The sequence below is a fragment of the Maribacter antarcticus DSM 21422 genome, assembly GCF_000621125.1.
Lineage (GTDB): Bacteria > Bacteroidota > Bacteroidia > Flavobacteriales > Flavobacteriaceae > Maribacter > Maribacter antarcticus.
In genome coordinates this window covers 794,927-807,978 of sequence record NZ_KK211214.1, presented here as the reverse complement: position 1 = coordinate 807,978, position 13,052 = coordinate 794,927, and the positions used below count along the sequence as shown (strand labels likewise).

The window sequence follows — 13,052 nt, the reverse complement described above, 5'->3', positions numbered from 1 at the left end:
TTAGATAATTATTCAAATTTGCTATAATGGCTTAAGATTATACCCTTGTAAAGAGTATTCTCCATATCAAATTTTCACTACGGTAGTGGCTTTATTTAACGAAATAAAGCATTTCCTGTGGGTTAGTCATCATTATTATTTTATCACCTTTCATAACAATAGGAGCCCTTAATATGTCAGCATTATTTATCAATAATTTTAACCAATCTTCATCTGATAATTGATTTAACCGTCCGTACTTTTGAGAAAAGTTAGGATGTTCCGTGTTTACTAAGTCTCGAACATTAACTTTCATTTTAGAAGCTAATTCTGCCCAATGTGTAGTAGTTAATTTCATATGCTTTAAATCTATGACACGAATAGGTATAATTTCCATTTGCGCATAAGCCAGAATTTGCCGGCCGATGTGATCTTCAGAATTATAAATCAGTGTTATCTCTTTATCAGTATTGGCAAATATCATACTATTTATTTCGTTTAACCTGGCTATGGGCATCAGCCTCCCACAGAATGCTATTGATTATAGGTTTTATTGTCCATAATTTTTTAGTACCCGGTCAATACCTTTTGCCAATTGAAAATCCTTTTTTGTGAGTCCATCTGCATCATGGGTGTTGAGCGTAATATTGACTTTGTTATACACATTTTTCCAATCTGGATGATGGCCTGCCTTTTCAGCTATCATTGCAACTGCTGTCATAAAAGAAAATGCTTCGACAAAATCCTTGAAAATAATTTCTCTATGAATGAATTGAACCTCTAGAACCCACGAAACATCAATTTCTTTCATTCCGTCCTGAATCTCCTCTTTATTTAAATTTGTCATTTTTATAATGTATTTATTTTAAACTAGTATAATTTTATTTTAAAAAGTCGGCGTCTTTTGAAGAAAGAGTCGGATAGGTATAAAACATTCGCCTCTTGTTGCCCTAATTTTCCTTAATTTACGAAATTTTCTTTTAAGTAATCCACTAGGTCTTGTTTCGCTCAATCTCCAGTTTTTCAACCTCCATATTGTTAATATTATATTCGGTGGTAATTCCTACTACATCTAAAACTCTAAAAGCTAGTGTAGGCGCATTTGTTGCCACATCCCAGTTTTACAAATTGTTCGAACGTCTGCAACGCCGTTTACCAGTAGGTCAAGACCTGCACTTTACAAAGGAGCAAGTAATAAATAAACGTTATAGCCAAGCTGTTCTTTTTGTAAAGGCAAAGCGATTATTCCTTTAGGTTTTGCAAACGCTAAAAGGGTGTCAAATACGTCCACATCTGTCCCAGAGTGCCCCATAATTTTAGCCGTATTATGTTTCCTTATCTCGTTGACAAAATACAAGCTGTACGTTGAGCTGGCCTAGCAGTTGCAGCTGTAACCTGGTTAGGTAACGTGGTAGATGAATTACTGGCAACATCTTCACTTGCTCCGCCCATCGCTTTAGGCCATCTTACGTATAGGTCCAAAACGTAATTATCACTTTTTACATAGCTATTTCGGCCAGCTGTCGTTATAACTTCTACTGAGCACATCGCTTTCATTATTGTAGTATTTAAAGTGTGTTTTTTATGTATTGGTGAGTAGTGGCTTTTTCAATGGGCGTTTCCCCTGCTAATATTTCAAAAACCTGATTTTGCATGACACCGCCCGCCAATACTTCAACAAGCGTTTTGGCAACATCTGCTCTAGAAATGGTCCCAGCGCTTTCTAATTTTTCTTCTAGCTGAATTTTGCCCGTGCCTTCTTCATCTGTCAGTGAACCAGGTCTTACTATGCTGTATTCCAAGCCACTGGCTTTTAGGTACTCATCCGCATTTTGTTTAGCTTGTAAATAGGCTCCCAATTCTTCACTAACAGAAGGGTTGTCGGCTCCCATGGTGCTTAACATCACAAATTTTGTTACTCCTGCGTTTTTCGCCGCATCCACGAGTCGTTTGGCTCCATCTTCATCTACACCTATCACATTTTTGCCTTTAGACCCCGCGGCAAAAATTATTTTATCTGTATTTTTTACAGCATGGCTTACGTCCTTTTCGAGATCAGCGACTACCGCTGTTATATTCTCTTGTTCAAAATAGTCTTTTTGTTTTTGCTTACGAACCATAGCGATAGGCCTATAGGAATCTGAACCTTTCAGTAACTCAACAATAATTCTTCCCGTGGTGCCGTTCGCACCGGCAATTAATATATTTTGTTTTTCGTTAGTCATATTATCTATGTATTAGAAATTAATAATTTAGTAAAACCTATTAAACCGCTTTGGACAAGTTGATAATTACTTTCCCTTTGGCTCTTCCTGTGGCTACGTATAAGTAGGCTTCGATGCAATCTTTGAAAGCGTATACCTTATCAATTATAGGTTTGATTTTCTCGTCTTTCACCATCGCTAATATAGCATCTAGCTGCTCGCCATTGGGCTGCATCCAAGTGAGTTTATAAGTAGCTGACTTTGCAGCTATCAGTTTGGAGAAATTTTCAGGCAGTTGATAGCCTTCCATGCCCATCATATCCGCTGTTTCCTCATCAGGAACACTGGTAATGCTTGTTACTCTTCCACCCCCTTTAATTACCTGAAATGCGTCCGTAGTATAATCGCCTCCGAGCGTGTCAAACACAATGTCTAAGTCCGATACTATCGTCTTGTAATCTTCCTTTTTGTAGTCGATGACACGGTCAGCACCAAGTGCTTTCACCCAGTCCACATTTTTGGTGCTGGTGGTGGTATAAATATAGGCTCCTTTGGTCTTGGCATATTGTATAGCGAAGCTGCCTACCCCACCTGATCCAGCATGGATAAGCACACGGTCACCTTCCTTGAGACCAACACGCTCTAAAGCTTGTATAGAGGTTAGCCCAACTAATGGCAAGCCAGCCGCTTCTTCAAACGAAATATTCTCTGGCTTTTTCGAAACTACTGTGCTGTCAACAGCAACATATTCTGCTACAGTGCCCATCTGATTTTGAGGTACTCGAGCATATACCGCATCACCTACTTCAAAGCCGGAGACCTCTTTTCCTTTTTCAATAATGATACCACTTACGTCAAAACCTATGGTGCTGGGTAAGTTCAAAGAAACCATATCTTTTAGGCCGCCACTCACCAGTTTATAATCGATAGGGTTGAGTCCTGCGGACTTGGTTTTAATAAGAATATCCGTAGCGTTAATTGATGGTCTTGCGGTTTCGCTGAAAGACAACCCGTCTTTAAGTTCACCGTACGTTACTATTTGTAATACGTTCATAATTAGTTCAAATTTTAATACTGAATTAAAGTAAATGAGCCTAATCCAACCCTATTATGCTTTCAAGATATTAATAACTCAAATTTGAATGAGCTTATTCTAGATGCGCAGTCTTACTTGGGCGTATTTGAATTCATTTATTAAAGATTATCCGTTGTTACCTCCTGCGACAATCTTGCATCATCGGGAGGATTTTCTAAATCTTTATCAAATAAACGCAGCATACCCAATCTGGCTTTTTACCTCCTGCAATTTTAATTTTATCTAGTAGACTGATGGCAATATTTTCTTCTTCTATCTGTTCCATCAAGAACCATGGCAAGAAACTCCATGTAGCACAATCTTCTTTAGTATGGGCTAATTTTACTAGGTTGTAATTGGCTTTAGTAGTACTTACTTCATGCTCAACCGCTTTTTCAAAAAAATTACTTACACGCACAGGGTCGGCTGTGGGAGCTGGGATGGCAGTCACTTTCACTTTTGCCTCTTTTTAAAATGTATGCAAACAACTGCCTCATATGGTCACGCTTTTCCGCTGCATGCCAGAAAGAAAATTTACAATGCCACTATATCCATTGTTGTCACCTCATAAGGCATATTATAAATAGAATTGAGAAGCATGCGCTGCATTTATCATTTGCTCCTATAATGCGGCTGCGCGCTTATCTGAAAGCCTGTTAGTTTTCATCTGATATAATTTTAATCGAGTGATTTTTTAACTATAGTAACGAAGCATTATAACTGTGCCGTTCAATTATTCTTTTTGAAACTATTTATTACTTTGGTTTTCATCTATAGTTTTTTTGTCAATATCAAATGTCTTATTCTTGATATCGCTGCCCCCAGACGGATTTGTAGGATTTGATTGTTTTACTTTTCTCTTAAATTTTCTTGTGTCGCTCATTGTTTCTATTCTATTTTGCGTTCCTCTATAGTATACGGCATAGGTTTCGAATTCTAGGCTAACGCAGGTTAAGCCTATGTTAAAAGGTTTTTAAGCACCTAAACTTGAAACCTGTAGCAGCACTTCTTTCCTTCTCATTTTTATAGTAGTCCAGAAATTCATGTCTTATTTAAAAGAAAATATACAGTTACTTTTTGAAGCCAGAAGTGACATGGGTCAGTTTGATTGTTATACATAAAAATTGATTCTAGAATCCATGCTATTACTACGCTACTTGAGAAAGAACCCGCACACTCTTTAGGAGGGAAAACTTATTTCCAATTCTATTCCTACTGCTTCTCAACTACACTAATCAATGATATGAAGCATTCTTATCCTATGCCCATCTCCCCGGCAATACCTCATGTAGTTGATACTCCATGTATCGTTTATATTTTAAGGAACTAGTACTATTTTTTAATACGTATAATTAATCGTTTTTTATTTTTGTGTCTAATCATACGCTGTACATCAATAAACAAAGCACTTATTGTAGGTTTTTTACGATAACTTTTTCTATGACAGGTTTGGCAGAATTAATCCTACTCCTAAAATCAAGCTGACCACGGCTATCCGTTTCCAGCTCCTTTTACCCTTTGCATTCTCCTTTTTTCGACCATTTTTTTGAATATAATCGGTGTACGAGTCAAAATTCAAATAGTGGCACAACTCATTTATAGTATGTTCACTCTGATTTCTTCCTGTCCCCTTTCTGTCGATTTACTTATCATAAAGTCTTTCCAATGTTTTAGAACTTAAAGCTGTAGCATAAAAAATGGATTTTATCGTTAAAGTATGAGTGTAAATATCTAAACACCCATATTATTTGGTGAAAGAATTGGAGTCAAATACATGAAGTGGCACATACTTTTGAACAATATATGGTGTGATTGCTTTTAATGTGTTCCCGGTGACGGGATGTAAACCAGGGGCTGTAAAAAATTCAACTTTATTAGTACTTGATTTATGATACCATAGTAAAGGATTTTGGTTATCCTCATTAAAGAAAGTAGTCGTTAAATCCACCTTTACCTTTTTAAAATTCGCTAATCTTACCCAATTTAAGGGAACTACTTTTTCCTTGTAGCTTACAGAGCAGTCTGTTTTTTCAAAATGGTCGTTTTTCCATACCATGCAATCACCCCCATTTTTAATATAACGTAAAACCAGAATTAATCCTACTCCTAAAATTAAGCTGACTACGGCTATCCGTTTCCAGTTCCTTTCGCCGTTTGCATTCTCCTTTTTTCGACCATTTTTTTGAATATAATCGGTGTACGAGTCAAAATTCAAATAGTGGCACAACTCATTTATAGTATGTTCACTCTGATTTCTTGCTGTCCCCTTTCTGTCAATATACTTATCATAAAGTCTTTCCAATGTTTTAGAACTTAAAGCTGTAGCATCAGAAATATAATTGCTTAGCGCATTTTTTGAATGCACAGGACATTGAGTCTTTGCCTTTTCAAAAACCTTTTCAACTATTCCCCTAATTATTGCCTCGTTCATCCCTATAAAAATACAATTTAAAACTCACATCAAGTTTAAACAAATAGTTCTAAGGCCCCAATAACATTAGTGTCGAACAAATGTCTAATACAAGTCTAAGCGTTGTCTAGACTATAACTCCCATCTTCACTTTTCTTTGATTCAGATTGCTTTAGGCGTTGCATTGCTACCATAGTCATATAAAAAAGCAGTCTCTCGGAAATCTAAAGTGCGGTCGGTTACTAACCCGATTGAGAGGTAGGTTAGGCACTACCGCATTTAAATTTCTACTTCTCAAACTGGGGAGACGTCCCTTCATTTTAAGACGCGATACACATCGCTCAAAAGCACTGAGTAATAACTCGGACGGCCATAGGCATGTCCCCAATTTTCAAACAAAATGAAGAAAATATATATTATTTTATTTACGGTATTCCTTACTGCAACTCTTTTTTCTTGCGACCCGGAAACAGTAGCGGAAGAAGCTATTGAATTACAGGCCTGTTGCAGCGATGGTGGCGATATTCCACCCCCTCCTCCACCTCCTCCGGGTAATTAATACCTAATTTATTTTTACATTAGAGGAATGAAACATCTTAAAATTTCATTCCTCTTTTTTTATACCCTACAAATGATTTTGGTATTAAGTACACCAACTAATTCTGTGGCGCAATCTTCCAAAGACAGTATTGGTATTTATTACCAATATATTGTGGCACCACAGCAACCTGAAAATCTAACAGCAGGACTTACTTTCTACCTTAAAAAAAAACAACGAGATTTAATTAAAAAAGATACCCTTAACGCCATTCATGATTTGCGATTATTGGCCATAGGTGAATTTAAAATCGGGGATTATTACAAAAGCGAGAACTACATTGTTGAGGCCTTAGGTCTTATCAATTCCATGGCATCTCATGGCACCTTAATTGATGAAAAAGTGGGACTTTACAATCAATTAGGAAGAGTGTACAGAGCCTCAGATAATCCGACCCCGGCCATAAACTCCTTTAACGAAGCTTTGTCAATTGCACAAAAAACCAAGGACAGCATCATTATTCTTAATAATAAGGCTAATGTTTTCAAAGACGAACGAGATTTTGAAAATGCGAAAGATATCTATTCATTGCTCTACCAGAAGAGCATTGAAACACAGGATAGTTTACAAATTGCGATGGTACTTAATAATTTGGGACACGTACAAGGAAAAGTTGGGGCTTCAGATGCCTTAGAAAACCTGACTATTGCACTTAAAATAAACGAAAATACTCATGAGTTGGGCGGCCAACATGCAAGCAATAGCTATTTGGCAGTATACTACTTGGATAGAAAAGACACCGTACAAGCAAGAGCCTATTCCAATAAGGCATTGGAATTAGCCAATACAATAAATAGCAGCTCTCTTAAATTGGATGCGCTTTCATTTCTTATGCGATTAGACGAAAATCCCATCATTAAGGAGTATAAACGTTTGGCGGATAGTATCTCCCATGCCAAGCAACTTAGCGAAAACAAAAATGCCTTTTTAAAATATAACGTAGCCGAGGAACAAAAGAAAACCCAAGCAAGCAAATTGATGCAAGAAGTAGAATATCGTAAACGTTTAACCTATCAGTTCTTGGCTTTGTTCATTCTATTGGTATTCGTAAGCTCCTATTTTTTCTATAGAAACCGCTATAGAAAAGCAAAAATTGAGGAAGTCTACAAAACAGAGACTCGGATTTCAAAACAGGTACATGATGAAGTAGCTAATGATATCTATAAAGTAATGGCCTGCCTTGAAAATAATCCGGGGATAAAAACGGAAGTGTTGGATGAAATGGAGAGCATCTATTCAAAAACAAGGGATATTTCTCGGGAAAATAGTGCCATCGATTTTGATGAAGATTTTGGCAGACAGCTCAATGATTTATTGTTGGGCTATAAAAGTCAAAAAGTAACGGTAGTCACCCGTAATCTGTCAAAAATTAATTGGGAAGGCATCTCAGATGTCAGAAAAACTGTTGTTTACAGAGTTTTACAAGAGCTAATGACCAATATGCGCAAACATAGCAGCGCTTCTTCTGTAGCCCTTATTTTCTCAAATGAAGGGACCAAAATCCAAATTAAATACCGTGATAATGGCATAGGATGTGACCTTTTTAAAAAAAATGGACTGCAGAATACGGAATCCCGTATCGCCTCCATTAATGGAACCATTAATTTTGATTCTAAGAAAGAGGATGGGTTTAAAGCAACCCTAATAGTTTAGTGTATGTTCAAGAAGGTTTTAATAGCGGAGGATATGGAAGACATCAATAAAGGTGTCCATACCCTATTGACTGAATTAGGTGTAACCGATATTCAACAAGTGCAATATTGCGATGATGCTTACCTAAAAATCAAAAGAGCGGCATTGGACAATGAACCTTTCGATTTGATTATCTCTGATCTATCCTTTAAAGCCGACCATCGGTCGCAAAAATATCCTTCTGGTGAAGCGTTAGTTGAAAAAATTAAAACAGAGTATCCCAATTTAAAAGTAATCGTCTATTCTGTAGAAGACCGATTACAAAAAGTAAGGAACCTTTTTAACAAACATCAAATACAGGCGTATGTCTGCAAGACCCGGTCTGGACTTAAAAATCTAACCAAAGCTATTCATGCATCTTACGTAAATAACACCTTTCTTTCCCCTGAAGTATCAAATGCCTTAAGTTCTTATAACGATTTGGAAATTGACGATTATGATATTTCACTTTTAGATAAGCTTAGTAATGGCTTGTCACAGGAGGAAATTAGTGCTTTATATAAAGAGCAACATATTTCTCCCGCTAGTTTAAGTGCTATAGAGAAACGGCTTAACAAACTACGTATTCAATTCAATGCTAATAATGCCATTCATTTGGTAGCGATAGTCAAAGATTTGGGACTCATTTAAATCCTATATATTTCAACTACTTAAAACCCCTTACGGATTCCCGTAAGGGGTTTTGCTTTTAAGGACCTAGGTTTAACGTATGAAAAAATCAAGCGTAAATCTCACATACTAAATCCAAACATATTGCTTTTAGGCCGGCCTACTGGAACGGTGATCGGGGGAAATATCTGATTTGGTAGGTTTGGCCTTTATTTTAGTTAAAGTGTCACTTGAAATAAGCAATTAAAGAAGTCATACTATGTTGAAAGAATACTAACATTTGAAAAAAGCTTTTGATATTCAAATATGAATCCTAAGGAACGAATTATACGTTTTGCGCTACTCATCTTACTTGGCACCTGTTTGATGGTGGGTATTCTGTCTTTAGCAAACATATTATTTATGTAGTGCTCAATGCAGGTGGTATACTACATGCTAAATTCTGTAGCATGTGCTAATTTACGGGAGACTAAATTTAAAAAATACAGGAAGGTGATCGGATAAGGTTCTGGCAGTCTCAAGGGCAGCACAGACCCTTACAAAATCAATGGCTACACCACTTAATTTTGTGATGCTATTAGAATAGAAAATATTATCAATAGCATAATTTAGGTACCCATTTTTGTTACACAAACGCTTCAGTGTTGTTTTCTGGTTAGAAATGGCAGTCTTATACCCCAAAGCCTTTATTCCTTCAAAAACAGCTTCTTTTTCGTCAATATTAAAATCTCCCGCCAAAATAATAGGATGCTGAGATGGGCTTCTTCTTAGGTATTCAGTAATCGCCAGTATTTCACTTTCTGGATTTTTATTATGCGGCCTGGAATGAAAATTCATTACGGTTAGCTTCTTACCCTTTATGTAAAAATCAAGAAAGAAGGGTTCTCGGTCTACAAGAGAGTCCAAATCTGCGATAAGGGCACCCCTATTTCTAATTTTTATGTTTTTGGTTTTCCAGATAAACGCATACCGCTCCGTTACATACTTGGTACTATTGGTAGGGTCACTGATTACATAGTCCCATTTGGCGCCTTTCCTATTCAGGTTATCCGCAAGTTTCGCAACTGCCTGCGCACCGCCATAACCCGCCACTACTTCTTGTATAGCTACAATATCTGCGTCTCGGATTATGTCTGCCATCCTATTCAGCTCTTCGCTGTTTTTGGTCTTGCCAAAATCTCTAATATTCCAGGAAATTAGGCTGATGGGTTCTTGGGAGTAAATACTCAAATGAAGAAAAACTAGAAGTAAAAAAATAGCTCCTTTGGGACTTTTAGTAAACATAAAGTTAATTTTATTTAATGATATTAAACCAATACTATTAAGGATATGACTATTTATCTAAAATCCCAAGGCGGTATGGGGTTAGGATCACTCCACAAGCCCTTTTTGGCTTTTCTAGCTTCATTTTCTAGAACATCATAACTTATATCGCTCGAATATTTTTTATAATGCCAGGCCATTCCTAATCGAACCATTTCTTTATTAAGGTTTAGTCCTTTATTATTAAATATAACACCTATTAGTCTGCCGTTCCGATCAAAATCCCCCTCAGAATGAATCTTAACCATTTGATTAAAACATAAATCCGATAGCACTATTTTAGCTCTTTTACCAAAAGGTTGTTTACCCCTTTTTTCTGGTGTATCAATATGTTCTAATCGTAATTTTATAGGTAATTGGTTGTATAAAATTTCAACTGTATCTCCATCTAATATTCTTATAACTCTAGCTGATAAAATTTTATTTTTGGATATTACATCAGTATCTTTTTCTTCACTTTTTATAATGATTTTTGGCGGTTCTTTTTCAAATATTACTTTATCACTTTCTTGGGCAGGTCTATTTCTTTTACAGCTCAAAGAAAGAATAACCACTAAAATATAATAGAATTTTCTATTCAAAACTGATAACATTTTTATTATAGTCAATAGTAACTTTTCCAAATCTAGATAAGGCCGATTGACCTAATAATAGTGGCGCCTCTAAGTTGTGCACCACAGAAGCTTTCACATTATAAACTTCATTCTCTCCGATACTTACCGACCTTAAATTTATTTGTGTCCCTTCCGATATTTTTCCTGTTGCATCCTGATAGTAAATGCTTCCAAGAATATCATCTTCTAAAATCTTCCCCTGCTTAATTAAGAATATGGCTTCAGTTTCCGAAATGGAAATGATACTTGCGCCCGTGTCAAAAATAAAATCCATAGAAACACCATTAATCTTTATTGGTATTTTATAAATTCCATTTTCATAAACCATTCTAATTTCTGAACCAGTTAGGCTTTTGCGTTTAGCCGAAATATTGACTTCATTAGATTTTCGCCCTGAAGGAGAATCAGTTTTATCAGCTCTATTAGGTCTTTTACAACTTACAACCCCGATTATTAGTACCCATATGATTATTTTACATAGCCTCATAGCCTGCTACTTACCTTCGGAATAATCTGAATTGAAAACCGCTTATTCTTCTCTTCATCAGCTTCTCTACATAATCCATTAAAACCACTACCTGAAATCAGAACCTCTACATTGGTCTTTCTAAAATTGATGTTATTTTCAATCCATAAATTATAGACGGCGAGTGCTCTTTCATAGCTTTTTGTATAACCAAACTTCGTGTCAGCTGAAAATTTCATATCATACGAATTACCCATATTTCCTTCAATTATTATTAAGTAAGAAAAATTTGGATATTTTTCTTGTAGTTCATTTAGAAAACCTTCAATTTTTTCACCAACATCAATAGTAGTTTTTTTATACTTACATAGGATTTCAGTTTCATTAGGCTCAAAAATTTCAATGCCCATTAAGCTAGTTGCAACATATTTTTTACAATCTTCGAGATAGTAAAAGTCTTCGTCTGATTGTAGAACTTTGAATTGCTCCTTTAGTTGAACAATTTTTTCTAATTCTTCTTTTTCAGCTATAATTTTGTTCTGTTCCAATCTGAGATAAACAACAGTTAGAACAAATAAGACAAGCATTATAAAAAAAAGACTGGTCATTAAATCCGAGAAACTTACCCAGAAGAAATCACTATTTTTTTTCTTAGCAGCCATTAGTAAATTAATAATTTATAGATAGCAACTGAACATGTTAAGATGCCAAAACAGAGGAAAATAATCACCCCAATATTGATCATCTTTGGCCTTTCAACTACAATAGATTTTGTTCTAATAATTTCTAAAAGTTCTTTTATGGTTTCATCATGAAATAACACGCCCTTTTTCAGCTCAGATAATTCTGTAGATACGTCTTGTAGATTATCTACATTAGTTTTTACCTCGCCAACATTTGACATTATCGTTTTAATATTTCCACTTTCGTTATCAAAAACCTTTTCTGTTTTAGTTTTTAAATTGTCAAATAGCTTATTGAAGTCAGATGTTATCTCTACGTCTTTTTTATTAAACTCATTTTTTCTATTCTCAAATGAAAGTGATAGCTCATCAACCATTTTCCCCGTATTGTTATCATAGTCAATCATGCGATTATTGATAGCCTGTTCTCTGGAATCAAAATTCTCAAAATGGGAAGCTAGGTATTTGGAATTATCAGAAATATGGGATGCGTGACCATCGAATTTCTTAACCATTTCAGAAATATCGCCGACCTTATTTAGCTGTTTATTAATAGTAAGATTTAATTCTTCTGTGTTCCTGAGTAAACTGTTTGTTTTTAATAAATATTCTGAAAGATTATTAAGATTTTTAAAGGAGGATTTCATTTGCTGCATAACGTCAATATTATACTTGGCAATATTTGCTACATCTATCCTTTTTAATTCCTCAACTACTTCTAGTTGACTATCAAAAGTATCTTTAACAGCAGAAATAATCCCACTAAACTGCTGCATATTAGTAGTAAAATCACTATTAAATTTTAGCAAATTAGTTTGTAACGTATGAAGGCTAGAAGCCGTGTTCTTTGAAAGAATTGGTAGTAATTCGCTCTGAATAAAGGTAAATAAATCGTTTTTCTGATTCTCAACAGATCTCCTAACCCTTAAAAAATATAAATTACTAATAATAGTCAAAAACAGGCCTATAACACTAGCAATCATGGCTATTTCAACCCCTTCTAACAAAGAGTCAATACCTAGAATTAGATTGTCACTTTGTGAAGCATTATTGAGGTTGGCAGCTGCGGTTTCATTGATATTTTGTAAAGTAACTTTATTTTTTATGCCTAAAGAAGGCATAAAAAACAACCCTCCTATTATTCCGATCATGGTCCCCATCAACCCCAAATAAAGTGGTGTAGGTATGTTGTTTGATATTTGATCATCTGTTTTATCAATATTTCTATCTACAATATCCTTTACCAACATAAAGTCGCTCACAGCGCCCTTATTCCGTAGTAAATAATTATTTATTGATTTAAGTATTTCACTTTGTGATTTATTTTTTTTCCCCTTAAAATCTATTAATGATATATCTATGCTCTTTTCCATCTCTAACCTTAAATTTATCTACCGCT

Annotated in this window: 17 protein-coding genes; 3 read left to right on the top strand and 14 right to left on the bottom strand. The window is 35.4% G+C overall.

Annotated features, from left to right (window positions below; all coding sequences use genetic code 11):
• Window positions 1-91: 91 nt before the first annotated feature.
• The 9 genes from Q360_RS0120035 to Q360_RS0119990 all read right to left on the bottom strand — a co-directional run bounded on the left by Q360_RS0120035 (window position 92) and on the right by Q360_RS0119990 (window position 5,689).
• Window positions 92-463, bottom strand: coding sequence for an arsenate reductase family protein (locus tag Q360_RS0120035; protein WP_036196410.1), 372 nt, complete (start codon window positions 461-463; stop codon window positions 92-94).
• A gap of 66 nt (window positions 464-529) precedes the next feature.
• Complete coding sequence (locus Q360_RS0120030; protein ID WP_027078676.1) at window positions 530-826, bottom strand: 4a-hydroxytetrahydrobiopterin dehydratase; 297 nt, start codon at window positions 824-826, stop codon at window positions 530-532.
• Between the two features lie 330 nt (window positions 827-1,156).
• Window positions 1,157-1,291 carry a hypothetical protein gene (locus tag Q360_RS27050; protein ID WP_262493242.1) on the bottom strand — a complete coding sequence of 45 codons (135 nt, stop codon included), beginning with the start codon at window positions 1,289-1,291 and terminating at the stop codon, window positions 1,157-1,159.
• A gap of 23 nt (window positions 1,292-1,314) precedes the next feature.
• Window positions 1,315-1,536, bottom strand: a complete 222-nt coding sequence (locus Q360_RS24965) for a hypothetical protein (protein WP_027078675.1) — start codon at window positions 1,534-1,536, stop codon at window positions 1,315-1,317.
• A gap of 11 nt (window positions 1,537-1,547) precedes the next feature.
• A complete protein-coding gene (locus Q360_RS0120010; protein ID WP_027078674.1) occupies window positions 1,548-2,204 on the bottom strand; it encodes an SDR family oxidoreductase in 657 nt (218 codons plus the stop codon).
• A gap of 40 nt (window positions 2,205-2,244) precedes the next feature.
• Window positions 2,245-3,237 (bottom strand): NADP-dependent oxidoreductase, encoded by a 993-nt coding sequence (locus Q360_RS0120005; protein ID WP_027078673.1) that lies wholly within the window; start codon window positions 3,235-3,237, stop codon window positions 2,245-2,247.
• A 196-nt stretch (window positions 3,238-3,433) separates the two neighbouring features.
• Window positions 3,434-3,715, bottom strand: a complete 282-nt coding sequence (locus Q360_RS26845) for a ferritin-like domain-containing protein (protein ID WP_051554822.1) — start codon at window positions 3,713-3,715, stop codon at window positions 3,434-3,436.
• Window positions 3,716-4,006: 291 nt separating this feature from the next.
• Window positions 4,007-4,141 carry a hypothetical protein gene (locus tag Q360_RS27045; RefSeq protein WP_262493241.1) on the bottom strand — a complete coding sequence of 45 codons (135 nt, stop codon included), beginning with the start codon at window positions 4,139-4,141 and terminating at the stop codon, window positions 4,007-4,009.
• Between the two features lie 861 nt (window positions 4,142-5,002).
• On the bottom strand, window positions 5,003-5,689 hold the full coding sequence (locus Q360_RS0119990) for a hypothetical protein (protein ID WP_027078672.1): 687 nt from the start codon (window positions 5,687-5,689) through the stop codon (window positions 5,003-5,005).
• A 379-nt stretch (window positions 5,690-6,068) separates the two neighbouring features.
• Between Q360_RS0119990 and Q360_RS26030 the strand changes: the two genes are divergently transcribed.
• Genes Q360_RS26030 through Q360_RS0119975 form a run of 3 tightly spaced genes read left to right on the top strand, consistent with a single transcriptional unit; the run spans window position 6,069 to window position 8,588 of the window.
• Window positions 6,069-6,227 carry a hypothetical protein gene (locus Q360_RS26030; RefSeq protein WP_156950193.1) on the top strand — a complete coding sequence of 53 codons (159 nt, stop codon included), beginning with the start codon at window positions 6,069-6,071 and terminating at the stop codon, window positions 6,225-6,227.
• Between the two features lie 27 nt (window positions 6,228-6,254).
• Entirely contained in the window at window positions 6,255-7,919 is a 1,665-nt protein-coding gene (locus Q360_RS0119980; protein ID WP_156950191.1) for a tetratricopeptide repeat-containing sensor histidine kinase, read from the top strand.
• Window positions 7,920-7,922: 3 nt separating this feature from the next.
• Entirely contained in the window at window positions 7,923-8,588 is a 666-nt protein-coding gene (locus Q360_RS0119975) for a response regulator (protein ID WP_027078670.1), read from the top strand.
• Window positions 8,589-9,026: 438 nt separating this feature from the next.
• Here the strand turns inward: Q360_RS0119975 and Q360_RS0119970 are convergent, their stop codons facing one another.
• The 5 genes from Q360_RS0119970 to Q360_RS0119950 are packed head-to-tail and all read right to left on the bottom strand — an operon-like array spanning window position 9,027 to window position 13,026.
• Window positions 9,027-9,851 (bottom strand): endonuclease/exonuclease/phosphatase family protein, encoded by an 825-nt coding sequence (locus Q360_RS0119970; RefSeq protein ID WP_036196334.1) that lies wholly within the window; start codon window positions 9,849-9,851, stop codon window positions 9,027-9,029.
• Between the two features lie 53 nt (window positions 9,852-9,904).
• A complete protein-coding gene (locus tag Q360_RS0119965; RefSeq protein ID WP_027078668.1) occupies window positions 9,905-10,471 on the bottom strand; it encodes a thermonuclease family protein in 567 nt (188 codons plus the stop codon).
• The gene (locus Q360_RS24005; RefSeq protein WP_051554821.1) at window positions 10,464-10,991 is read right to left on the bottom strand and encodes a retropepsin-like aspartic protease family protein; all 528 of its coding nucleotides are present in this window, start codon (window positions 10,989-10,991) and stop codon (window positions 10,464-10,466) included. Before Q360_RS24005 ends, Q360_RS0119965 begins: the two co-directional genes overlap by 8 nt.
• Window positions 10,988-11,632 (bottom strand): membrane protein, encoded by a 645-nt coding sequence (locus tag Q360_RS0119955; RefSeq protein WP_027078667.1) that lies wholly within the window; start codon window positions 11,630-11,632, stop codon window positions 10,988-10,990. Before Q360_RS0119955 ends, Q360_RS24005 begins: the two co-directional genes overlap by 4 nt.
• On the bottom strand, window positions 11,632-13,026 hold the full coding sequence (locus tag Q360_RS0119950; RefSeq protein WP_027078666.1) for a hypothetical protein: 1,395 nt from the start codon (window positions 13,024-13,026) through the stop codon (window positions 11,632-11,634). Before Q360_RS0119950 ends, Q360_RS0119955 begins: the two co-directional genes overlap by 1 nt.
• Window positions 13,027-13,052: the final 26 nt, after the last annotated feature.